The 22,657-nt window shown below is 65.4% G+C and carries 22 protein-coding genes, 1 tRNA gene and 1 pseudogene; 12 read left to right on the top strand and 12 right to left on the bottom strand.

Annotation, left to right across the window (positions count from 1 at the left end):
• The first annotated feature begins 183 nt into the window (after window positions 1-183).
• The 8 genes from tolB (at window position 184) to BLQ58_RS02845 (ending at window position 8,291) form a co-directional block, all read left to right on the top strand.
• Window positions 184-1,524, top strand: a complete 1,341-nt coding sequence (tolB, locus tag BLQ58_RS02880; RefSeq protein ID WP_029051317.1) for a Tol-Pal system beta propeller repeat protein TolB — start codon at window positions 184-186, stop codon at window positions 1,522-1,524.
• Window positions 1,525-1,544: 20 nt separating this feature from the next.
• Window positions 1,545-2,054: a peptidoglycan-associated lipoprotein Pal gene (pal, locus tag BLQ58_RS02875; protein WP_029051318.1), complete on the top strand. Its 510-nt coding sequence runs from the start codon at window positions 1,545-1,547 to the stop codon at window positions 2,052-2,054.
• An 18-nt stretch (window positions 2,055-2,072) separates the two neighbouring features.
• Window positions 2,073-2,828: a tol-pal system protein YbgF gene (gene ybgF, locus BLQ58_RS02870; protein WP_029051319.1), complete on the top strand. Its 756-nt coding sequence runs from the start codon at window positions 2,073-2,075 to the stop codon at window positions 2,826-2,828.
• 205 nt (window positions 2,829-3,033) lie between these two features.
• On the top strand, window positions 3,034-3,717 hold the full coding sequence (queC, locus tag BLQ58_RS02865; RefSeq protein WP_029051320.1) for a 7-cyano-7-deazaguanine synthase QueC: 684 nt from the start codon (window positions 3,034-3,036) through the stop codon (window positions 3,715-3,717).
• A 101-nt stretch (window positions 3,718-3,818) separates the two neighbouring features.
• Window positions 3,819-4,934 carry a YeeE/YedE family protein gene (locus tag BLQ58_RS02860; RefSeq protein ID WP_029051321.1) on the top strand — a complete coding sequence of 372 codons (1,116 nt, stop codon included), beginning with the start codon at window positions 3,819-3,821 and terminating at the stop codon, window positions 4,932-4,934.
• A 70-nt stretch (window positions 4,935-5,004) separates the two neighbouring features.
• Window positions 5,005-5,080, top strand: a tRNA-Lys gene (locus tag BLQ58_RS02855).
• Window positions 5,081-5,272: 192 nt separating this feature from the next.
• A complete protein-coding gene (locus BLQ58_RS02850; RefSeq protein ID WP_139186054.1) occupies window positions 5,273-6,148 on the top strand; it encodes a hypothetical protein in 876 nt (291 codons plus the stop codon).
• Window positions 6,149-6,278: 130 nt separating this feature from the next.
• A complete protein-coding gene (locus BLQ58_RS02845) occupies window positions 6,279-8,291 on the top strand; it encodes a diguanylate cyclase domain-containing protein (protein WP_049815921.1) in 2,013 nt (670 codons plus the stop codon).
• 12 nt (window positions 8,292-8,303) lie between these two features.
• Here BLQ58_RS02845 and BLQ58_RS02840 read toward each other — a convergent pair whose 3' ends face one another.
• From BLQ58_RS02840 to BLQ58_RS02830, 3 genes are all read right to left on the bottom strand, one after another.
• Window positions 8,304-8,834 (bottom strand): DUF3318 domain-containing protein, encoded by a 531-nt coding sequence (locus BLQ58_RS02840; RefSeq protein WP_029051324.1) that lies wholly within the window; start codon window positions 8,832-8,834, stop codon window positions 8,304-8,306.
• Window positions 8,831-9,208, bottom strand: a complete 378-nt coding sequence (locus BLQ58_RS02835; RefSeq protein ID WP_092594490.1) for a phage holin family protein — start codon at window positions 9,206-9,208, stop codon at window positions 8,831-8,833. The genes BLQ58_RS02840 and BLQ58_RS02835 overlap by 4 nt, the downstream gene beginning before the upstream one ends.
• 166 nt (window positions 9,209-9,374) lie before the next feature.
• The gene (locus tag BLQ58_RS02830; RefSeq protein ID WP_307188098.1) at window positions 9,375-9,722 is read right to left on the bottom strand and encodes an ElaB/YgaM/YqjD family protein; all 348 of its coding nucleotides are present in this window, start codon (window positions 9,720-9,722) and stop codon (window positions 9,375-9,377) included.
• Between the two features lie 269 nt (window positions 9,723-9,991).
• Here BLQ58_RS02830 and BLQ58_RS02825 point away from each other — a divergent pair, with 269 nt between their 5' ends.
• Window positions 9,992-10,630: a peroxiredoxin gene (locus BLQ58_RS02825; protein ID WP_092594488.1), complete on the top strand. Its 639-nt coding sequence runs from the start codon at window positions 9,992-9,994 to the stop codon at window positions 10,628-10,630.
• Window positions 10,631-10,773: 143 nt separating this feature from the next.
• Here the strand turns inward: BLQ58_RS02825 and BLQ58_RS02820 are convergent, their stop codons facing one another.
• The gene (locus tag BLQ58_RS02820) at window positions 10,774-11,967 is read right to left on the bottom strand and encodes an acyl-CoA dehydrogenase (RefSeq protein ID WP_092594486.1); all 1,194 of its coding nucleotides are present in this window, start codon (window positions 11,965-11,967) and stop codon (window positions 10,774-10,776) included.
• A gap of 154 nt (window positions 11,968-12,121) precedes the next feature.
• Here BLQ58_RS02820 and BLQ58_RS02815 point away from each other — a divergent pair, with 154 nt between their 5' ends.
• A complete protein-coding gene (locus tag BLQ58_RS02815; protein WP_254775785.1) occupies window positions 12,122-12,976 on the top strand; it encodes an IclR family transcriptional regulator in 855 nt (284 codons plus the stop codon).
• A 64-nt stretch (window positions 12,977-13,040) separates the two neighbouring features.
• Here the strand turns inward: BLQ58_RS02815 and kynA are convergent, their stop codons facing one another.
• From kynA to kynB, 3 genes are read right to left on the bottom strand one after another with little or no spacing between them, the layout of a single operon-like run.
• The gene (kynA, locus tag BLQ58_RS02810) at window positions 13,041-13,931 is read right to left on the bottom strand and encodes a tryptophan 2,3-dioxygenase (RefSeq protein WP_092594482.1); all 891 of its coding nucleotides are present in this window, start codon (window positions 13,929-13,931) and stop codon (window positions 13,041-13,043) included.
• 12 nt (window positions 13,932-13,943) lie between these two features.
• A complete protein-coding gene (gene kynU / locus BLQ58_RS02805; RefSeq protein ID WP_092594480.1) occupies window positions 13,944-15,200 on the bottom strand; it encodes a kynureninase in 1,257 nt (418 codons plus the stop codon).
• 29 nt (window positions 15,201-15,229) lie between these two features.
• Window positions 15,230-15,892: an arylformamidase gene (gene kynB / locus BLQ58_RS02800; RefSeq protein ID WP_092594478.1), complete on the bottom strand. Its 663-nt coding sequence runs from the start codon at window positions 15,890-15,892 to the stop codon at window positions 15,230-15,232.
• A 157-nt stretch (window positions 15,893-16,049) separates the two neighbouring features.
• Between kynB and BLQ58_RS02795 the strand changes: the two genes are divergently transcribed.
• Complete coding sequence (locus BLQ58_RS02795) at window positions 16,050-16,538, top strand: Lrp/AsnC family transcriptional regulator (RefSeq protein ID WP_092594476.1); 489 nt, start codon at window positions 16,050-16,052, stop codon at window positions 16,536-16,538.
• A gap of 1 nt (window position 16,539) precedes the next feature.
• On the opposite strand, the gene BLQ58_RS02790 is transcribed toward BLQ58_RS02795, so the two are convergent.
• Complete coding sequence (locus BLQ58_RS02790) at window positions 16,540-17,130, bottom strand: flavin reductase family protein (protein WP_092594474.1); 591 nt, start codon at window positions 17,128-17,130, stop codon at window positions 16,540-16,542.
• 391 nt (window positions 17,131-17,521) lie between these two features.
• Here BLQ58_RS02790 and msrA point away from each other — a divergent pair, with 391 nt between their 5' ends.
• Window positions 17,522-18,064, top strand: a complete 543-nt coding sequence (msrA, locus tag BLQ58_RS02785) for a peptide-methionine (S)-S-oxide reductase MsrA (RefSeq protein ID WP_092594472.1) — start codon at window positions 17,522-17,524, stop codon at window positions 18,062-18,064.
• Here msrA and BLQ58_RS02780 read toward each other — a convergent pair.
• The 4 genes and pseudogenes from BLQ58_RS02780 to BLQ58_RS02765 form a co-directional block, all read right to left on the bottom strand.
• A pseudogene (locus BLQ58_RS02780) lies at window positions 18,061-19,145 on the bottom strand (DUF72 domain-containing protein). The gene msrA and the pseudogene BLQ58_RS02780 overlap by 4 nt on opposite strands.
• A gap of 3 nt (window positions 19,146-19,148) precedes the next feature.
• Window positions 19,149-20,390 carry an SAM-dependent methyltransferase gene (locus tag BLQ58_RS02775; RefSeq protein WP_092594470.1) on the bottom strand — a complete coding sequence of 414 codons (1,242 nt, stop codon included), beginning with the start codon at window positions 20,388-20,390 and terminating at the stop codon, window positions 19,149-19,151.
• Between the two features lie 255 nt (window positions 20,391-20,645).
• Window positions 20,646-21,284, bottom strand: coding sequence for a pyridoxamine 5'-phosphate oxidase (gene pdxH, locus BLQ58_RS02770; protein ID WP_092594468.1), 639 nt, complete (start codon window positions 21,282-21,284; stop codon window positions 20,646-20,648).
• A 146-nt stretch (window positions 21,285-21,430) separates the two neighbouring features.
• Complete coding sequence (locus BLQ58_RS02765) at window positions 21,431-22,630, bottom strand: MFS transporter (protein WP_092594466.1); 1,200 nt, start codon at window positions 22,628-22,630, stop codon at window positions 21,431-21,433.
• Between the last annotated feature and the right edge of the window lie 27 nt (window positions 22,631-22,657).

The following is a 22,657-nucleotide window of genomic DNA, read 5'->3' as shown; positions in this document are numbered from 1 at the left end:
GCAACATAATGCAACCTTCATCGTTGGCCGCCAGTCCCATCGCTACCATGAACGGTTGCCTGACGCGGCCGGCAGTGTGCAAGACGTACACGCACGGAGCATGCGCCAAGCTGCATGCCGTTCCTGTGCCCGACTTGCTGTGCCCGCCGTACCGATGAATCCCAAAATCGACTGAGGAGCAGCATGCGAAAGCTTTGGGTCCCTAACTGGCTGTCCCGGCGCCAGACTACCAAGATCACCCGCGACCAGGGCCGCCACGCGCTGATGGCCTGGCTGGCAGTGGCGCTGATGTCGGCCGGCGCCGCGCACGCGCAACTGAACGTGGAAATCACCGGCGTGGGTTCGAACCAGTTCCCGGTGGCCACGGCCAATTTCCAGGGCGAAGGCCAGGGCGCGCAGAACCTGACCGCCGTCATCCGTTCCGACCTGACCAACAGTGGCCGTTTCCGCAATATCGATCCGGCCGGCGCCACCGTTGCCGAATCGGCCCAGGTAGACCTGGGCAGCTGGAAGGCCAAGGGCGCCGACGCGTTCGTGGCAGGCAGCGTGACGCCGTCCGGCAACGGCCAGTACGAGGTGCGTTTCCGCCTGTACGACACGGTCAAGGGCCAGAGCCTGGGCGGCCTGGCCTTCAATGTCAGCCAGAGCCAGCTGCGCGTGACCGCGCACAAGATCGCCGACTATATCTACGAGAAGCTGCTGGGCGAACGTGGCGTATTTGCCACGCGCCTGTCGTATGTGTCGAAGGTGGGCAACCGCTACCAGCTGCTGATTTCGGATTCGGACGGCCAGAATGCCCAGGTGGCACTGTCCAGCAGCGAGCCGATCATCTCGCCGTCGTGGTCGCCCGACGGCCGCCGCGTGGCCTATGTCTCGTTCGAGGCCAAGAAGCCGGTGGTGTACGTGCATGACCTGGCAACGGGCAAGCGCACGCTGGTGTCGAACCAGAAGGGCAACAACAGCGCCCCGTCGTGGTCGCCTGACGGCCAGCGCCTGGCCGTGGCGCTCTCGCGCGATGGCAACACCCAGGTCTACCTGGTCAACGCCGACGGCTCCGGCCTGCGCCGCATCTCGCGCAGCAGTGCGATCGACACCGAGCCGCAGTTCTCGCCGGACGGCCGCAGCATCTATTTCACCAGCGATCGCGGCGGTGCGCCGCAGATCTACCGTATGCCGGCCTCTGGCGAGGAATCCGGCGCGGCACAACGCGTGACCTTCAAGGGCAACTACAACGTCAGTCCGCGCATTTCGCCGGACGGCAAGTACCTGGCCTACATCTCGCGTTCGGGCGGCTTCCGCCTGCAGCTGCAGGACCTGTCCAACGGTGACGTGACTTCTCTCACGGATACGTCCAACGACGAAGCCCCGAGCTTCGCCGCCAATGGGAAATACATCCTGTATGCCACCCGCGTGGGCGGCCGCTCGGTACTGGCGGCAGTCTCCACGGACGGCCGAACGAAACAGGTTCTGTCACTCCAGTCCGGCGAGGTTCGCGAGCCGTCCTGGGGTCCTTTCATGCAGTAGAAAAAGAGGAGTCTCTCGCCATGTCCCAAATGATGACCAAATCGCTCGCCCTGGCCGCCCTGCTGGCCCTGGGCGCCTGCAGCTCCGGCGTGAAGCTGGACGACGCATCGAAGTCGGGTGCCAACCAGGGCGGCGCCCAGACCGATCCGCGCGCCGTGGCGCCGGTGGTTGCGGCCGACCCGCTGAACGACCCGAACAGCCCGCTGGCCAAGCGTAGCGTGTACTTCGACTTCGACAGCTACTCGGTCAAGTCGGAATACCAGGGCACGCTGCAAACGCATGCGCAGTACCTGACCGCCAACAAGGGCCGCAAGATCCTGATCCAGGGCAACACCGACGAACGCGGCACCAGCGAGTACAACCTGGCCCTGGGCCAGAAGCGTGCCGAGGCCGTGCGCCGCTCGATGTCGTCGCTGGGCGTGCCCGAGTCGCAGATGGAAGCTGTGAGCCTGGGCAAGGAAAAGCCGAAGGCCACCGGCCACGACGAAGCCTCGTGGGCTGAAAACCGTCGCGCCGACATCGTCTACTGATCCACGGAATAATCCTTCATGAAAGCTCGCGTTTCCACCTTGCTGTGGCTGGCCGCTGTCTCCGGCGGCCTGCTGGCAGCCAGTTCCGCGCACGCCGGCGTCTTTGACGACGACGAAGCGCGCAAGGCGGTGCTGCAACTGCGGGACCAGTTCAACGGTTTCCAGGCAACGGCATCGCAGCGTATCGACCAGAGCAGCCGCCAGCAGCTCGACATGCAGAACCAGCTGGAAGGTCTGCGTCAGGAAGTGGCCCGGCTGCGTGGTCAGAACGAGGTGTTGCAAAACACGGTGGACACGCTGCAGAAACAGCAGAAGGATTACTACGCGGACCTGGATGCGCGCCTGAAGAAATTCGAGCCGCAACAGGTGACCGTCGATGGCAAGGAAGGGCTTGCACAGCCGACCGAAAAGCCCGAGTACGACGCCGCGCTGAAGCAGTTCCAGTCGGGCGATTTCAAGGGCGCGGGCAACGCCTTCTCGGCGTTTGCGAAGAAGTATCCGCAAAGCCCGTATTTGCCGCTGGCGCAGTTCTGGCTCGGCAATTCGCTCTACGCGCAGCGTGACTACAAGGGTTCGACTTTCGTGCTGCAGAACATGGTGCAACAGTTCCCGACGCATGCGAAGGTACCGGACGCCATGATCGCCATCGCCAACAACCAGATGGAATCAGGCCAGAAGGCAGCGGCCAGGAAGACGCTGGAAACGGTGGTGTCGAAGTATCCGGGCACCGAAGGCGCCCAGGCCGCCAGCAACCGGCTGAAGACGCTGAAGTGACCGACGGAGGTACGGAAGCCAGGAAAGAGCCCGCAACTTGCGGGTTTTTTCTTTTTCGGGGGTAGCGACGACGGCATGGCGCCGTTGCTGCGCCATGGGCCTCATCACCCCCGCCTGATCCTTTCCGGGGCGCCGGCGCGCTAAAATGTGCGATTCGCCCAACGCGGCGTATTTGACAGCGCGCTTGTTCCGCGCGCACCCCATCATGACCCAACGTGCAATCGTCCTGCTTTCCGGCGGCCTGGACTCCGCCACCGTGCTTGCCATGGCCCATGCGGCCGGCTTCGAAACCTATGCGTTGTCGATGCGCTACGGCCAGCGCCATTCGTCCGAACTGGATGCCGCGAAGAAAGTGGCCGCCGCGCTCGGCGCCACGCGCCACGAGATCATCGACCTGGACCTGCGCCGCTTTGGCGGGTCGGCCCTGACCGACGATGCGCTCGATGTGCCCGTCGACGGCGCCACCGGCGGCATTCCGGTGACGTATGTGCCGGCACGCAATACGATCATGCTGTCGCTGGCGCTTGGCTGGGCAGAGGCCATCTGCGGTCGCGATCTGTTTTTTGGCGCAAACGCGGTGGACTACTCCGGCTATCCCGATTGCCGCCCCGAGTACGTCTCGGCTTATGAAACGCTGGCCAACCTGGCCACCAAGGCCGGTGTCGAGGGTGACCGCTTCCGCGTGCACGCCCCCATCATCGACATGACCAAGGCCGAAATCATCCGTGCCGGCGTGAAGCTGGGCGTCGACTATGGCCTGACCGTGTCGTGCTACAAGGCCGATGACGAAGGCCGCGCCTGCGGGGTTTGCGATTCCTGCCGTATCCGCAAGGCCGGCTTCGAGCAAGCCGGCGTAGCCGATCCGACACGATATCAGCCGGCTGCATGACGGCCTGAACGCCTGAACAACCGGCCGGCCATGACGAGAGGCGCCGCCGACGAGTGCCTCCGTTCAGAAAAATCAGAAATCTACGAGCCCCCAGTCACCACATGCCCGAAATCGACATCCCAGCGCTCACGCACACCGTCCTGCTGAGTACCTTTGTCCTGACCTTCCTGTTTGGCGCGGTGCTGCAGCGCACGCACTTCTGCACGATGGGCGCCATTTCCGACATCGTCAACATCGGTGACTGGAGCCGCATGCGCATGTGGATCCTGGCCATTGGCGTGGCGATGATCGGCACCGGCGTGCTGGCGTGGGCGGGACTGATCGACCCGACCAGGACCATCTACACGTCGGCCCGGCTCGGCTGGCTGTCGGCGGCGGTGGGCGGGCTGATGTTCGGCTTCGGCATGGTGCTGGCGTCCGGCTGCGGCAGCAAGACGCTGGTGCGCATTGGCGCGGGCAACCTGAAATCGCTGGTGGTGTTCGTGTTCCTCGGGCTGTCGGCGTACATGACCTTGCGCGGCCTGTTCGGGGTCGTGCGCGTGAATACCGTCGATGCAGTGGTGCTGCCGCTGCCGTCCACGCAGGACCTGCCGTCGCTGGTGGCGCACGCGACCGGCATGGCGCGCGGCACGCTGCAGCTGGCGCTGGGCGTGGCGGTCGGCGCCGTGCTGGTGCTCTGGGCGCTGGTGGGCAACGGCTTCCGGACGTTCGACAACCTGCTCGGCGGCCTGGCCGTCGGGATGATCATCGTCGGCATGTGGTACGTGTCTGGCCACCTTGGCTATGTGTCGGAAGACCCGAATACGCTCGAAGAACTGTTCGTCGGCACCAACAGTGGCCGCATGGAAAGCCTGAGCTTCGTGGCGCCGTACGCATACACGCTGGACTGGCTGATGATGTTCAGCGACAAGAGCAAGGTGCTGACAATCGGCATCGTCAGCGTCTTCGGCGTGATCGCGGGCGCGGGTGCCTATGCGCTGGTATCGCGCACGTTCCGCTGGGAAGGATTCGGCAATGCCGAGGACGTGGCCAATCATATGATCGGCGGCATCCTGATGGGCGCCGGCGGCGTGACCGCCCTGGGCTGCACGATTGGGCAGGGGCTGTCGGGCGTATCGACGCTGGCCATCGGTTCGTTCATCGTGTTCGCGACCATCATCGTCGGCGCAATCCTGGCCTTCAAGTACCAGATGTGGCGTCTGGAACGTATGGCCTGAGTGGCGCTTGACGTGCCCGAAGCTTGACACCCCATAGGGGCCTCCCTATAATCGCGGATTCAGTTTTTCCGGGTCGTTAGCTCAGTCGGTAGAGCAGCGGACTTTTAATCCGTTGGTCGCGTGTTCGAGTCACGCACGACCCACCAGTATTCCCAGAAGGGCCTGTGGCGAAAGTCACAGGCCCTTTTGTTTTGCCCGCGCCTTGTCAGCACTTCCCTGCGCAATCGGGGCGCCGGCCGTTTGGTCCATGCGCAAACGCACGTAACAGATCAGGCAGCGTGCGCCGGCGCTGCCTAGAATGAATTTCCCGGTTCCCCAAAGCCGATGCGCAGACAACCATGCAGCGGATTGCAGGCCACCTGGCACTCTTCGTCGTCCTGGCATTCTGGATTGCCGATGTGACGTGGGCTTCCGACATATCGTGTCCGCACGCCTATCGACCACGGTGTGATGTTTCCGCCCCGGCCGGTACCTCCTGTTCGGAGCCTGTGCGGCACCATGCGCGTGGCTCGCAGTTGATCTGCGAGTACGCGATGCTGCACGAGACCTACGAGGCCATCTACGCCGATCAGCAGCGCAGGCGGTACGCCGGCACGCTGCGCAGGGCGGATCTCGACGCCTGGCGCAGGGCGCGTGACGCGTGCACGACGGTCCGGTGTCTTGACCAGTTGTTCGCGGATTGGCGCAGGGCGTCACCCGGGACGGCCACGCGCGAAGCGGCGACACAGAAGCCGCCAGCGATGGCCGACAACCGGGCGGTCAGGCGAACGCAGCCGGCACTGCCGGCGCCGCGCGCCATGCCGGCCAGGGATGCAGAAATGTCGCCGGTTAGCGCGACGGAAGATCTCAATCTTCCTGCCCCGGTGTTCGAATCCGTGCCGATGTCCCTGCGCGATTCGCTGCCGCCACTGCCGCCAGTTGCCCCCCGTGTGCCGGGCCGGGCGAACAATGCGCCGGCGCCATTTGGATCGCTGGCGTGGTTGTCGTGGATCGTAGTCGCCCTGGCGGCCGGCGCCGGGTTCTATTGGCTGGTCGTGCGCAAGCAAGCCACGCGCTATCTGGATGCGGCCTTCAAGTCGGCTTCGGCCGGGATGTCGTGGCTCAAGACGCTGCCAACCCTGGCCTTCATCCTCACCGGACTTGCGCTGTTGAACGGCGTTTTACTCGTCGTTCTGCTAGGTGGTTGGCCGATGCATATTCCGGGCGTCAATTAACCAGTCTGAGTTAGAGACACCCTGTAACACCTCGTTGACAATGCAACCAGACAAGGCCGGCCAGCCAAGGCCGGCCATGGTGCATTCATCGACAGGGCCGGGCCCCATGGCCTGGCGCGGGAAGTCTCATATGCAGCAAGCTGGTGGCGGCGGTAGCCTGCCGGCCAATGAGCACGTACTGCGTGTCGTCTGGCCGTTTGTCCCGGTGGTTCTGGCGCTGGCATTGTTCTGCATCGCCAGTGTGGACGTGTTGTCCGCCGCACGGGGCTTCGTGGCCGGCGAGAGCCTCTGGACCAAGGGGCAGAAGGCGGCGGTCTTTCATCTGCTGCGCTACGCCGAAAGTCGCGATGAAGCCGACTACGACGCCTATCTGGCCGGCATCGCCGTGCCGCAGGGCGACCACCAGGCGCGCCTCGAACTCGAAAAGCCCAACTACGACCACGCCCGCGCGGTGCAGGGACTCCTGACCGGCGGCAACCACCCCGACGATGTGCCCGGCATGATCCGGCTGTTCCGGTATTTTCGGAATGTGCCGGAGATCGATGAGGCGATTTCGATCTGGGCGGCTGCCGACGTGGAGATTGCACGGCTCGATGTCATGGCGCGTCGGCTGCGCGAGCGCGTGGGCGAGCACGGCTGCGACGCCGCCTGCGTGATGCCGCTGCAGCGCGATATTGCCGATATCGATGCATTGCTGACGCCCATGGAGGCGGCCTTCTCCGCCGCGCTGGGCAAGGCGTCGCGGCGCGTTCGGCGATTGCTGATGTGGGGATCGGCGGGGCTGGCGTTGACCTTGCTCGCCTGTGCCTCATGGATGTCCACCCGGGTGATGAGCCGGCAGCGCCAGCTTCGGCACGCCCTGACGGTCAGCGAGGAACGCCTGCAACTGGCCGTGGCCGGCAGTACCGACGGCCTGTGGGACTGGCATCCCCACCGGGGCGAACTGTATTTCTCGCCACGCTGTGCCGAAATGCTCGGCTATGGCCCCCATGAACTGCCGCATGCGCGTGAAACCCTGCTGGCCCTGATGCATCCAGCCGACGTGGCCGAGTTCGACCGGCGCCTGGTGGTGCATGTGCGCCAGGGCACGCCGTACGACGTGGAACTGCGCCTGCGTCGCAAGGGCGGCGGCTATCTGTGGGTCAGGGCCAGGGGCCGCATGGTGCGTAGCGCGATCGGCAAGGCGACGCGGATGGCTGGCTCGCTGAGCGATATTTCCGACCGCAAGCGGTCCGAGGCGCAGCTGTTTGCCGAAAAGGAGCGCGCGCAGGTCACGCTGCAGGCCATCGGCGACGCGGTGATTACCACCGATGTCTGGGGACGCATCCAGTCGCTGAACCCGGTGGCCGAGACCATGACCGGCTGGACCGATGCTGAGGCCGCCGGCTGTTTCCTGCAGCAGGTCTGCCGGCTGCATGACGAAGCCACCCGCGAGCCGGTTGCCGACCTGGTGCCGCGCGCGCTGGCGGGCACCTGGCCCGGCCAGTTGGTGATGCTGCTCGAGCGCCGCGAGCCTGCAGTGCAGGGGGCCACGCTGGCCGTCAAGCCATCGGTGGCGCTGATCCGGGACAAGGGCGGGCAGGCGATCGGCATCGTGGTTGTCCTGCACGATGTCAGCCTGGAGCGGGCCCACGCCGCGCAACTGGCTTACGAGGCCAGCCACGATCCGCTGACCGGTCTGGTCAACCGGCTGGAATTCGAGCGGCGGCTTGGGGCGGCCGTGGCGCGCGCCCAGCATGAAGGCTGTACGCACACGCTGATGTATCTGGATCTCGACCAGTTCAAGGCCGTCAACGACACCTGCGGACACGCGGCTGGAGACGAACTGATCTGCCAGATCGCCGATGTCATGCGGCATCAGCTACGGCGCAGCGACACACTGGCCCGGCTGGGGGGCGATGAATTCGCGGTGTTGCTGGAGTATTGCGCCGCCACCGATGGCGAGCGCGTGGCCGAAGGGCTGCGTAGTGCCATCGCGGCCTACCGGTATCGCTGCCACGATCATGAATTCTCGATCGGGGTCAGCATCGGCCTGGTACGGGTCGACGAACGTACAGCCAAGCGCGAGGATGCGCTCGATGCGGCCGACCTGGCCTGTTACCAGGCCAAGCGCGAGGGCCGCAATCGCGTGCAGGTCGGCTGATCCGGCGCCTGATCAGGGTTGGGAGGCCGGAGGCGCGGCCGCGGGGGGCGACGGCACCAGCGGGTCGCGGAAGCCGGTATCGACCGGCACCGCCACCGCCCGCGCGGCCGACGCCGCGTGCGCATGCACCTGCGGCTGCGCGCCGTGCCAGGTCTTGTAGGCCCAGTATCCGGCGCCGGCCAGCATGCCGAGCTTCGACACCTTCCAGGCCACGCGGCCGATCGGGGTCTTGCGCAGCAAGGGCAGGGCCAGTGTGATGGCCGTACTCACCAACGGATAGTCGCGCGTGATGCCGAACAACTTGAGCCAGCCCGACGGGCGGGTCATGCGAGGCAGCCAGGCGCCCAGGCTGGTCATGCGGCGGGCGCCACCCTTGACCTGACGCAGCGCCTGCACGGCGTCGTAGCGTTCCAGTGCGGCGCGCGTGATCAGCAACTCCTTGCGCACGGCCAGCGGCAGGCGAACTTCGCGCGTGAAGCGGACCGGACGGGGGTGCTCGTGGCGCGGGCGGCTGTCGATCGAATCGTCTTCGGGCGTGGTCATTGGCGCAGCATCTCCCGGTCCTTGTCCAGCTCGGCCAGCGTGGATTCAAACAGCGGCGGGGCGTGGCGGACCTTGTTGCGAGCCACCAGCAGGCAGAGGCCGGCGCAAATCAGGTAGAACAGCACGATCGCGCCCAGGGCCTGCCAGCGATAGCTTTCCCAGAACAGGATGGCGACCAGCAGCGTGAAAGTCATCAGCGCCATGCTGAAGAACACCAGCCCGAACAAGGCCAGCAGCGCAACCTTCATCAGCCGCTCGCGTTCCTCGGCCAGTTCCACGCTGGCCAGCTCCAGGCGAGTCTGCAGCATCGACACCACGGAACCGGCGAGGTTGCGAAGGGATTCGAGGAACTTGGGGGAATGGGATTCGCTCATGCGGCTCCGGCGAAAAATCGATGCGCCGGCATGGGCGGCATCTGCGAGGGATGGACCGGCAGCGGCATGATGGGGCCGCGCCAGTCCGTCTTCAAGACTGCATGCACCCGGCGCAGATGCGCGGCCGGGGCTGGTAATGCGTATTGCTACGGTACTACAGCGCTGCTTACTTGCGGTTCAACAGCAGACCGATCAGCAGGCCCACGCCGGCTGCCACGCCCACGGCGCGCCACGGATGGTCATGCACGTAGTCGTCGGTGGCGCGGGCGGCCGCCTTGCTCTTGGTCACGACGGCATCCTGCAGGTCCTGGGCCTTTTCCTTGGCCTGCTTCAGCAGGCCCATGCCACGCTCGCGCAGTTCGGCGGCTTTCTCGCCGGTGGTCGAGGCCGCTTGCTTAAGCAGTTCTTCGGCGTCGGACAGAACGGTCTTGACATCGCTCATCAGTTTCTCCTGTTGCGGGCGGTTAGGTTCAAGTGGGTGACATTTTGCCTTGCCCGCTCGGGCTTGTGGCATTTCTTGTCGTCCACCTAGCATATGTGGCGGCTGCCCATCGTTTCAAGCTCGCCGACACAATGCCGTATCGCTGTCACCAACGTGCCATCGGCCCCGGGGCAGGTTGCCACAAGGAACCATGGCCCGATCACCCGGGTCTTTATGACTTCGAGTGATTTTGTAGTGACTTTATATTCGTTTGGGTTGGATGGCAATCCAACTAAGCTGGTTCACCGGTTTTTACCTTTCCTTACGTTGGTTTATTTTCCGTTTCTCTGGAGGCTTCATTCATGGCACTGCGTCTTGGCGATATCGCACCGGACTTCGAGCAAGAATCGAGCGAGGGCCGCATCCGCTTTCACGACTGGCTGGGCGAAGGCTGGGGCGTCCTGTTCTCGCACCCGGCCGACTACACCCCGGTGTGCACGACGGAACTGGGCCTGACCGCCAAGCTGAAGGAAGAGTTTGCCAGGCGCAACGTGAAGGCCATCGCCCTGTCCGTGGACAGCGTGGAGTCGCACAAGGGCTGGATCCAGGATATCAACGACACCCAGTCCACCTCGGTCAATTTCCCGATCCTGGCCGACAGCGACCGCAAGGTATCCGAGCTCTACGACATGATCCATCCGAATGCGAATGAGACGCTGACCGTGCGTTCGCTGTTCGTGATCGACCCGAAGAAGAAGGTCCGCCTGATCATTACCTATCCTGCAAGCACAGGTAGAAATTTCAATGAAATCCTGCGCGTCATCGATTCGCTGCAACTGACCGATCACCACAGCGTGGCCACGCCGGGCAACTGGCAGGATGGTGACGACGTGGTCATCGTGCCGTCGCTGAAGGACGAAGAGGTGATCCGCCAGAAATTCCCGAAGGGCTACAAGGCGGTGCGTCCGTACCTGCGCCTGACGCCGCAACCGAACAAGTGAGAAAAAGCCGGGCGCGGGGTTGGTTCCCGGCCCGGCTCAGTACTGCTTTACCGATGTCGTAAAACGGCGGGGTCGTGCCCGTCGTCTCCTTGGTAGTGTGCTTCTGCCCGGCTTTCCAGCCGGGCTTTTTTACGTCCGGACGATCAGAAGAATGCCTGCAGGCCGGTCTGGGCGCGGCCCAGGATCAGCGCGTGGATGTCGTGCGTGCCTTCGTAGGTGTTCACCACTTCCAGGTTCACCACGTGGCGGATCACGCCGAATTCGTCCGAAATGCCGTTGCCGCCCAGCATGTCGCGCGCCACCCGGGCGATATCCAGCGACTTGCCGCACGAATTGCGCTTCATGATCGAGGTGATTTCCACCGCGGCGGTGCCTTCGTCCTTCATGCGGCCCAGGCGCAGGCAGCCTTGCAGCCCCAGCGTGATCTCGGTCTGCATGTCGGCCAGCTTCTTCTGAACCAGCTGGGTCTGCGCCAGCGGGCGGCCGAACTGCTTGCGGTCCAGCGTGTACTGGCGGGCGGTGTGCCAGCAGAATTCGGCGGCGCCCAGCGCGCCCCAGGCGATGCCGTAACGGGCCGAGTTCAGGCAGGTGAACGGACCCTTCAGGCCCTTCACGCCCGGCATGATGTTCTCTTCGGGCACGAACACCTGATCCAGCACGATTTCACCGGTGATCGACGTGCGCAGGCCCACCTTGCCATGGATGGCCGGGGCGCTCAGGCCCTTCCAGCCCTTTTCCAGGATGAAGCCGCGGATGTCTTCCTTGCCGTCTTCACCGGCCAGCTTGGCCCACACCACGAAGACGTCGGCGATCGGCGAGTTCGTGATCCACATCTTGGCGCCGCTCAGTTCGTAGCCGCCGTCCACTTTCCTGGCGCGGGTGACCATCGAGCCCGGGTCGGAGCCGTGGTTCGGCTCGGTCAGGCCGAAGCAGCCGATCCATTCGCCGGTGGCCAGCTTGGGCAGGTACTTCTGCTTCTGCGCTTCGCTGCCGAATTCGTAGATCGGCACCATGACCAGCGACGACTGCACGCTCATCATCGAGCGGTAGCCCGAATCCACACGCTCCACCTCACGCGCGATCAGGCCGTAGCTGACGTAGTTCAGGCCCGGGCCGCCGTACTGTTCGGGGATGGTCGGGCCAAGCAGGCCGAGTTCGCCCATCTCGCGGAAGATCTCCACGTCGGTCTTCTCGTTGCGGAACGACTGCAGCACGCGCGGCATGAGCTTGTCCTGGCAATAGGCCGCCGAAGCGTCACGGATCATGCGCTCGTCGTCGGTCAGTTGCTGGTCCAGCAGCAGGGGGTCGGCCCAGTGGAATTCGGCGTTGGCAGCCATGGAGGTCTCCTTCTTTGGTGGCGCGGTGAAGGCCTTGCGCCTTCATTCGATCCGGTCGATCAAAAAGTTTTGGTTCCGCATTGCGGAACCTTGTTCCGATGAGCTAGTATAGCTGAACCGATTCGCGCTGCAACAGGGGGAAATCCGGCCCCCGATGATTTGCGTTCGGCAATCGACCAACTTCCACAGGAGCTGTCTCTTGGCCACATCCGCTGTCACCGCCGCCGAGCCGGTCCAGAAGGAACGCGAGAGCGACCCCAATTTCGTGACGGCCCTGGCGCGGGGGCTGGAACTGCTGCGCTGCTTCCGCACTGGCGAGGCGATGCTGGGCAACCAGGATTTCGTGCGCCGCACAGGCTTTCCGAAGGCGACCGTGAGCCGGCTGGCCGGCACGCTGGTGCAACTAGGCTACCTGCGCTACGACGACAGCCTGGGCAAGTACGCGCTCGATGCCGGCGTGCTGGCGCTGGGTTTTTCCTACCTGTCGGCGTCCGACGTGGTGACGCTGGCGCGGCCGCACATGCTGGCCTTCGCGCAGTCGTACGGGGTGTCGGTGTCGCTGGGCAAGCGCGAGCGCATGGAAGTCATCTACATGGAATCGATCCGTAACGATGCCGGCGTGATGCTGGGTCTGGGGGTGGGATCGCGCCTGTCGCTGGTGTCGAGTTCGATGGGCCGGGCCTACCTGGCCGCGCTGCCGGCGGCGCGGCGCGACAAGGTGCTGGCGGAGTTCGCCCAGACGTATCCGGAACAATGGAAGCAGCAGGAGGCCCCGATGCGGGCCGCGCTGGCGCAGGCCGAGCGCGACGGGTACGCCGCGTCGTTCCGCGACTGGCACCCGGCCATTCACGCCTGCGCGGTGGCGTTCAAGCCGGTGGGTGAGAAGGATCTGCACATGCTGAGCTGCAGTGCGTCCTACGGGGCCGTCAGCGAAGAGACGTTCCACCAGAAGCTGGCGCCCGCGCTGCAGGCGCTGGGGGCCAGGCTGTCGGATCCGGCGGGGCGATAGCAGATGACTCGCGCCGGCTCTCCCGCCACGCGGTGTGCGGGAGAGTGGAGCAGCCGGCGGCCGGTCAAAGATCCGTCCGCAGTTTCCACAGTTCGGGGAACAGCACGACATCGAGCATCCGGCGCAGGTAGCTGACGCCTTCGGTGCCGCCGGTGCCGCGCTTGAAGCCGATCACGCGCTCCACCGTGGTCACATGGCGGAATCGCCATTGGCGGAAGGCATCCTCCAGGTCGACGAACTTTTCGCCCAGTTCGTAGAGTTCCCAGTGCGCCGACGGGTTGCGATACACCTCCAGCCAGGCCGCCTCCACTGACGCGTTGTACTGCGTCGGCTGGGTCCAGTCGCGTTCCACCACGTCGGCGTCGATCTGGAACCCACGCCGCGCCATCAGCCGGATCGCCTCGTCGTACATCGACGGCGTATGCAGCGCCGTTTCCACCAGTTCCAGATGTTCGGTCCGGTGCGCGTGGGGCCGCAGCATGGCCGCGTTCTTGTTGCCCAGGATGAACTCGATCTCGCGATACTGGTACGACTGGAACCCCGACGACGCGCCCAGGTACGGGCGCATGGCCGAGTATTCGGGCGGCGTCATGGTGGCCAGCACGTTCCAGGCCTGCACCAGCTGATCCATGATGCGCGATACGCGCGCCAGCATCTTGAACGCCGGGCGCAGCTGGTCGGTCTTCACCCCATCGCGGGCGGCGCGCAGTTCGTGCAGCATCAGCTTCATCCACAACTCGGTGGTCTGGTGCTGGACGATGAACAGCATCTCGTTGTGGTCCGGCGACAGCGGGTGCTGCGCGCTCAGGATCTGATCCAGGCCCAGGTAGTCGCCGTAGCTCATGTCGCGGGCGAAGTCCATCTGCGCGCCATGCCAGCCTTCCGCGCCGGCCACGTCGGCCGCCTCGGCCGGCTGGCTGCCGTGCCCCATCGGGCATCCCTTGAATTCACTCATGATGTGCTCCGCTCAGGTCACCGCCGTGCGCACCGCAAAGCGGGGGTCGCGATAGGTGCCGCTGTCCAGCACGTCGCGCATGATCTCCACGGCGTCCCAGACTTCGGTGAAGGTCGTGTAAAGCGGTGTGAAGCCGAAGCGGGCAATGCCGGGTTCGCGATAGTCGCCGATCACGCCGCGCTCGATCAGGGCGGCCACCAGCGCGTAACCGTCCGGATGCGCAAAGCTCACCTGGCTGCCGCGCCGGGCATGCGCGCGCGGCGTGACCAGCGTCAGCGGGTGCGTGGCGCATCGTGATTCGACGAGTTCGATAAACAGGTCGGTCAGCTTGAGCGACTTCGCGCGCAACGCGCTCATGCTGGTCTGGGCGAAGATGTCCAGGCCGCATTCGACCATCGCCAGCGACGTGACCGGCTGCGTGCCGCACAGGAAGCGGCCGATGCCCTCGGCGGGCGCGTACTGCGGCGACATGGCAAACGGCGCGCCGTGGCCCCACCAGCCCGACAGCGGTTGCCAGAACTGATCGCGTAGTGCGGGCGCCACCCAGACGAAGGCCGGCGACCCCGGGCCGCCGTTCAGGTACTTGTACGTGCAGCCGATGGCGTAGTCGGCGCGGGCGGCGGTCAGGTCCACCGGCACGGCGCCGGCCGAGTGGGCCAGATCCCACACGGTCAGCACGCCGCGGGCATGCGCGAGTTCGGTCAGGCCGGCCATGTCGAGCATCTCGCCGGTCTTGTAGTTCACGTGGGTGAGCATCAGCACGGCCGTGTCGGCGCCCACGGCGGCGTCGATCTCGTCGGGGCTGTTCACCAGGCGTACCTCGTAGCCCTGCTGCAGCAGGTCGGCCAGGCCCTGGGCGATATAGAGATCGGTCGGGAAGTTGCTGGCCTCGGACACGATCACGCGGCGCGCCGGATCGCGCTGCTGCTGCACGCGCAGCGCGGCGGCCAGCACCTTGAACAGGTTGATCGACGTGGTGTCGGTCACCACCACCTCGTCGTGGCCCGCGCCGATCAGCGGCGCCAGGCGGTTGCCCAGCCGGCCCGGCAGGTCGAACCAGCCGGCGGTATTCCAGCTGCGGATCAGGCCATCGCCCCATTCGCTGCTGACCACCTCGGCGGCACGCGCCGCGGCGGCACGCGGGCGGGCGCCCAGCGAGTTGCCATCGAGGTAGATCACGCCGGCGGGCAGGGCAAACTGTTCGCGCAGCGCGCGGAGCGGGTCGTCCCGGTCCAGCGCCTGGCAGCGTTCACGTGTCAGGTTGGTCATGCTTTCAGTGTCCAGAGGTTCGGAAGGATTCAGAGCGCGCGCAGCACCGCGCGGACCGGGCTCGCATCGAGCGTGGCCAGGCGCAGCGGCAGCGCGATGAGTTCGTAGTCGCCGGCCGGCACGTCGTCGAGCACGATGCCTTCGAGAATGGCCAGCCGGTGGTCGCGCACCGCGTGGTGGGCGTCCATCGTCTTGGAGGTTTCGGGGTCCAGTGACGGCGTGTCGATGCCGATCAGCTTCACGCCGTGGCGGGCCAGCAGCGCGATGGTTTCGGGCGCGACGGCGCAGAACGCCGAATCCCAGGCACCCAGCGGCACCTGCTGGTAGGTCCGCAGCAGCACGCGCGGCGGTACGTCGGCCAGCGCCGACTCGACGTGGTGCGGCTCCACGCGCGGCGCCGCGCCGATGCAGTGGATCACGCGGCAGGGGCCCAGGTAGGCGTCGAGCGGGACATCGCCGATCGGCGCGCCGTCGGCCGCGTAGTGCAGCGGCGCATCGGCATGGGCGCCGGTGTGCGGCGACATCGTGATTCGGCCAACGTTGACCGGACAGTGTTCATCCAGTTGCCAGGCGGGTTCGTGCCGGAACGGTGTGTCGCCGGGCCAGACTGGCGTGGCGTTCGACACCGGCGGGCTGATATCCCAGATCTGGCGCGTGGCGCTGCTGGGTACGTTCGTGGGGGCGTTCGGCATGGTGACTTGCAATCTCCGGGGCGCGTTTCTGAAGACGCGGTGCGTGTGGGGATCATAGTCAAAAGCGCCGAGAAGAGGCTTGCGAAATGGGCCGTCGATCGCGGCATCTTTCGCATAAAATTGTGTGGATCGAACAGAAATACGTGGATTCTTCGAAATGACCCTCGATCCGATTGATTTACGCATCCTCGCGGCCCTGCAAGAGAACGGTCGCATCAGCAATCAGGACCTGGCCGACCGTGTGGCGTTGTCGCCATCTGCGTGCTTGCGTCGCGTGCGGCTGCTGGAAGAAAACGGGGTGATTGGCGGCTACAAGGCGTGGTTCGATGCCGAACAGCTGGGGCTGGAGATCGAGGCCATCGTGCAGGTGTCGATGCGGCACGACGTGGAAGGCTGGCACGACACGTTCAACGCCGTAGTGCAGACCTGGCCGGAAGTACTGACCGCCTATGTGATCACGGGTGACAGCAACTACATCCTGCGGGTGCAGGCGCGCAACCTGAAGCACTACTCCGATTTCATCGTGAATCGGCTATATCGCACGCCCGGCGTGATGGATATCCGCTCGAACATCGTCCTGCAGCGGATCAAGACGGACGGATCGCCGCTGGCGATCCTGAAGGACAGCAAGGACGCAAAGCCGTGATTTAGCCTTCGCGGGGCTCGATCTGATCGAGCGGGTCGAGCGGGCACACCGTGGAAAATTGCGCGCCCTGGAACACCAGCGGCTCGCCGCCAGCGTCGAGAATGCCGCAGCGTTCCACCTCGCCGACGAAGATCACGTGGTCGCCTTCGTCATAGCGGCTGCGGTTGTGGCACTCGAACCAGGCCAGGGCATTGGCCAGGATGGGCAGGCCGGTCTCCGACAACCGATAGTCGACGCCGGCAAAACGGTCGCCCTTGAGCGTGGCAAACCGCTGGCACAAGTCCAGTTGTGATGCGGAGAGCACGTTGATGATGTAGTGCGAGCCATCGCGGAACATCGGCAGGCTGTTGGCGCGCGTGGCCATGCTCCAGAGCACCAGGGGCGGATCGAGCGATACCGAGTTGAACGAGCTGGCCGTAATGCCGACGAATGGCGCACCGTTGGCATGCGAGTGGCCCGCGGCGCGCGTGGTGATTACCGTCACACCCGTGGCGAACTGCGACAGCGCGCGCTTGAAGTGGCGGCTGTCAAAATCGGGGGCGGCGGCCTTGCGGCCCTCGGGGGCAGGGGCGGCGGCCTCAGGCATGCCCATGTCTCGGGCTCCACACAAATCCATGATCTTCATATCGGGATGGCCGGCGCGCATTCAACACGCCCAACCTAATCCTGGGGGGCGGCAATTTCGGTGGCCTGGCGCACACACCTTGCAGGGCCCGAAACGCGTGGCGGACGGCACTTGCGGGTGCCAGCGCAGAGTCGTCGCGCGCGCCAGCAGGCGCCAGTACAGGTGCGATTGTAGCGGACTCCGGACATTGCGCCCTGACGTGGCCTTTGCGACACATCACGCGGTCTTTACGCCAACCGGATTGCACTTGTTTCATTTTTAACGGCAGTTCCGTGCGCCATTGCTTATGCTGGAAAATCGATGCCCCGAGAGCCGGCGCGGCATCCGAACCCCTTAACGCGGGAAAGGGAGCGAGCAGATGGATCACGAACTTGAGATTGCCACGCTCGGTGGCGGGTGTTTCTGGTGCCTGGAGGCGGTGTTCCAGCAGGTGGATGGCGTGCGTGCCGTGGAGTCGGGCTACACAGGTGGCCATATCCACAATCCCACCTATCGCCAGGTATGCGAGGGCGACACGGGCCATGCCGAAGTGGTGCGCGTGACCTTCGACCCGGCCACGATTACATTCCGCGAGATCCTGGAGATCTTCTTCTCGATCCATGATCCGACGCAGCTCAATCGCCAGGGCAACGACGTGGGCCCGCAGTACCGCTCGATCATCTTCACCCATTCCGAGGCCCAGCGCGCCGTGGCCGAGTATGTCATTGGCGAACTCGTGGCCAACAAGGTGTTCGATGCGCCAATCGTGACGCAGCTCGAACCCGAGCAGCCATACTGGCGCGCCGAGATGAGCCACCAGAACTACTACCAGGAACATCCGGCGCAGGGCTACTGCGCGTTTGTGATCACGCCCAAGCTGGCCCAGTTCCGGCGCGATTATTCGCACCGGATGCGCCGCTAGGCCGGCAAGGCCGCTTTTTCGAGTGGATTGGCAATGGCCTCGGCCAGCCGGGCGATGCTCAGCGCGGCGCGCATCCTTCGGCATTGTTGCTGACGATGACGTAGGCCGGCTGGCCGGCGCGCAGCGTGCCCGCCACCACGTCGGCGATGGCGTCGCGCGTGGGGTCGTCGGGGTCCACGAGCTTGTCGAATGGCATGTAGGCCCGTTCGGCCATCGCATACGAGCGACCCTCGCGCAGCATCCATCGCAGCACCAGCGGCCCGGGGGCGCCGTCGTCCATCAGCGTCTGCGCGTGGGCCTGGCGCGATACCGGCGGCAGGCGGTCGCGCGCGGCCAGGCAGAAGCGCACGCCGCGTTCGCGCAGCAGGCGGATGTAGCGCGGCGTCAGCAGCGCCGGATCGCGCATTTCCACGGCATAGCAGGCGTGCGGGGTCAGGCTGGGGTCCAGCGGCGGCAGCGCGGCCAGGAAGGCGTCGAGCCGCGCGAAGAAAGCCGGGCCGTCGTCGGCCACGCTCTGCAGCGGCGACAACTGGAACAGCAACGGCCCGCAGCGTTGTCCGAGGCCGCCCGTGGCCGGCACGATGAAATCGCGGATCGCGATCTCCGCATCCAGGAACGCCGCGTTGGCCAGGCGCCCGGCGCCATCGGGCCCGCGCAGCCAGGCATCGCACACGCTGGCCGGGGCCTTGACCAGGAAGCGGAAGCCTTCCGGCACCTGTGACGCGTAGCTCAGGTAGTCGGCCAGCGGAATCGGACCATAGAAGCCGCGGTCGATGCCCGCCGCGCGCAGCAGCGGATGCTGCCCGCAGGCCCGCAGGCCCTTGCGGGACAGCAGGCTTTCCGTGTACTGGCCGTCGTAGACCAGGCCGTGCCAGCCGGGGTACGACCACGAAGAGGTGCCGAAATACAGGTTGGGCGGCAGCCGGCCGGCGAGCGCGGTCAGCGCGGCATCGGGCGTCCAGGGCTGGACCACCTTGCCAGCGGGCGTCTTCTTTTCGGGAGGGCCGGCCGGGGCGGGCTGGGGCGGGGCGTCCGGCGATGCCGGGGCGTCGCCGAACAGGTCGAGGTTGTTGTCAGTCAAGCGTCAAACGGTATTTCCAATCGGAGACGCGTAAATATAGCGCCGCGAGACCGGGAACGTGTCGGCGGCGCGATTCGCCTTCTGACACACCACCTGGTGCAGTGACATGATGCTGTTGGTGAACGCGTGCTCGCAGCCGGCCAGGTAGACCCGCCAGATGCGGTACTTCTTCTCGCCCACCATGGCCCGGATCGCGTCGGCGTTGGTCTCGAAGTTGTCGGCCCAGTGGCGCAGCGTCTGGGCATAGTGCCGGCGCAGCAGTTCCACGTCGAATGCCTCCAGGCCGCCCTTGGCCATGGTATTCAGCACCATGCTGATGTGGGGCAGTTCGCCCTGCGGGAACACATAGCGGTCCATGAAGCCCGAGCCATCGAGCGGCACCGCGCCGCTGTCGGGGTCGGTGGCCGTGATGCCGTGGTTCATCGCCACGCCATCGTCCTTGAGCAGGTCGCGCATGCGGCTGAAGTAGCCGATCAGGTTGTCCTTGCCCACGTGCTCGAACATGCCGACGCTGGTGATGCGGTCGAACTGGCCCTGGATGTCGCGATAGTCCTGCAGCCGGATCTCGATGCGGTCCTGCAGCCCGGCCGCCTTCACGCGCTCGGTGGCCAGGTCGAACTGGTTCTGCGACAGCGTGATGCCCACGCACTGCGCGCCGAACTTCTGCGCCGCGCGGATCACCAGCGCGCCCCAGCCGCAGCCGATGTCCAGCAGGGTCTGGCCCGGCTGCACGCGGATTTTGGTCAGGATGTGGTCGATCTTCTTGAGCTGCGCGGTGGCAAGGTCTTCGGTGCCGTCCTCGAAATACGCGCACGAATACACCATGCGCGGATCGAGCCAGAGCTGGTAGAACGCGTTGGAAACGTCGTAGTGATATTGGATCGACGCCTTGTCTTCGGAGCGGCTGTGCGTGAAGTGCTGCGCCACGCGGGCCAGGGCGCCGCCCGCACTGCGCGCGGCGGCTGCCGACAGGCCGTAGGCCATCTTGATGATATCGGCCAGGCGGCCGTCGAGATCGATCTTTTCCTGGACGTATGCCTCGCCGAGGTTGTCCAGGCTTGGCGTGAGCAGCAGCGGCAGGGCCGAGGCCTCGCGTACGGTCAGCGTGACCTCGGGTTTGTCGAAGTTGCCCAGCTGGTATTCAGTGCCATTCCACAGCCGTAGCCTGACAGGCAGGTTGGCGTGTTCGCGCACGTCGGAAATCCAGCTATCAAGCTGCTTGTCGATTGCTTGCTTGAAGAACATGCGGCTTTCTCCCGATTGGTTGATGATCCCTCTCGAATGAAATGCCCCGTGGTCGGCTGCGCAGACTGCGTAGTGGAACGCAGCACTGGCCCTGGGGGCGCACCGATGCATGGCCGGTGCGGCAACCCAGCAACTTTACGCCAATTCGCCGAATTGTGCAGTGTGGGCCGCCGCAGTCAGTGCCTGTCAGTACAAGCAGACATTGACGATGCAGCGATCGTCGCCCCATGCAAGACCTGCCCGCAGTGCCGGGCATCAGGGTGACAACCGGACGATCTGCCAGCTGCCATCGGCCTGCTGCCGGAACGCGATGCGGTCGTGCAGGCGCGACGGCCGGCCCTGCCAGAATTCGATCCACGTGGGCCGCAGGCGGTACCCGCCCCAGTGCGGCGGGCGCGGCGGGTTGTCGCCGAACTTGCTGCGGAAGTCGGCTTCGCGCGCTTCCAGCACGTCGCGGCCGGCAACCTCGCGGCTTTGCTCGGAGGCCCAGGCGCCCAGGCGCGATCCGAGCGGACGCGACGCATAATAGGCATCGCTCTCGGCATCGCCCACCTTTTCGACGACGCCTTCGACGCGCACCTGGCGTTCGAGCTGCACCCAGTGGAACAGCAGCGCCGCGCGCGGATTGGCTTCCAGATCCAGGCCCTTGCGGCTTTCGTAGTTGGTGAAGAACGTGAAGCCGTTGGCGTCCATGCCCTTGAGCAGCACGATGCGCGCCGAGGGCTGGCCGTCGGCGCCGACCGTGGCCAGCGTCATCGCATTGGGTTCGGGCAGCTTGGCCTGCATGGCTTCGTCGAACCAGTTCTGGAACTGGCGGATCGGGTCGCCTGCCACGTCGGTTTCGGAAAGGGCGCTCAGCATGTAGTTGCGGCGCAGATCAGCGAGTTGGGTCATATCGCATATCGAAGAGTCGGGCCGCACGGACAACCATGCGGACGAGGATGCTTCGAGTATAGCGAATGCGCCGCACACCGCATTTGCGCCATGGCAAAGCGGCATCGCAGTTTTACTAGTCTGCGCGAGTCAATATTCGCCGGTGACTAGTCCGACAGTTTTGGTGCAGCGAGCTTTTGCGTCTGGCGCCGCGAGTAGTAGTTGGCCATGCCCATCGCGCCGGCCATCGAGAGGAAGATGGGCAGCATGCCCAGCGCCGTGCCCACCACACCAAACGTGAGCGGCCACACCACCTGGCTGGTATTGAGCACGGCCGAGCGCAGCCCCAGCGCCTCGCCAGCACGTCCAGAGGGCGAGGCCGTGTGGAGGATGTTCATGACGTTGGGCTGGGCGCTGCCCAGCGCCAGGCCCAGCACGAACGCCAGGCTGCACATGAGCCAGAAGTGCGAGACGAACGGATAGACCACGTAGGCCAGCGCACCCACCAGCAGCGCCAGGCGGATGATCTTCCATTCCGAGAAATGGCGGGACACCATCGGCATGGCAATCCGGATGGCCAGCGTGGCAATCGAGAACGCGCCGAGCACCCAGCCGATCATCGACGGCGACAGGCCGATATGCGTGCCCTGGATCGGAATCAGGAACGCGTGCAGGTCCCACGCGGCGGACAGTACGGCGCTGGCGACGAACACCGCACGCAGTTCGGGGTGGTGGAGCAGGTCCAGCGTGGAGTGGCGCGAACCGTCCTCGATGGCGATGCGTCCCGCGTTGCCGCCCGTCGCTGGCAGGCGCGGCCGCACATACTGCAGCCCGGCCTGGCCCAGCAGCGCCACGCCCACCAGGATGCAGAACGCGGTACGAAAGCCCGCGTGTTCGATCGTATAGCCCATGGCCACGGGCCCGAGCGTGCCCGAGATCGACAGCCCCAGCGCATGCAGCGTGTAGTTGCGCAGCCGGGTCTCGTTGGTCGATACCTGCCCGATCAGCAGCTGCATGGCCACCTGGACCAGCATGAACCCCACGCCGATCAGCGCGCATGCCGCGTACAGCGATGCAATGTCGTGCCAGACGGCCGGCAGCAGCGTGCCGGCCACCACCATCAGCGACCCGGCCGTCATCGGCAGTCGCGGCCCGATCTGGTCGATGCGCTTGCCGGCGCGAATCGCCAGGAACATCGGCAGCAGCGCATAGAGCGACATCAGGATGCCCAGCGTGACCGTGGACGCCTTGAGCGAGATGGCAAATAGGGAAACGACGACACGACTGGCGTTGAACGCCACGTGATTGCACACCGTCAGCGCGATCAGCCAGCTGATCGGGGGAACGGCGGCATGAGGCAACGTCATGGCAGGGGGTGCGCGGGGGCGGCGAAG

It is taken from the genome of Ralstonia sp. 25mfcol4.1, from assembly GCF_900104095.1.
Classification (GTDB): Bacteria; Pseudomonadota; Gammaproteobacteria; order Burkholderiales; family Burkholderiaceae; genus Cupriavidus.
The sequence above is the reverse complement of the archived record's forward strand: the minus strand, read 5'-3'. Positions and strand labels throughout refer to the sequence as shown.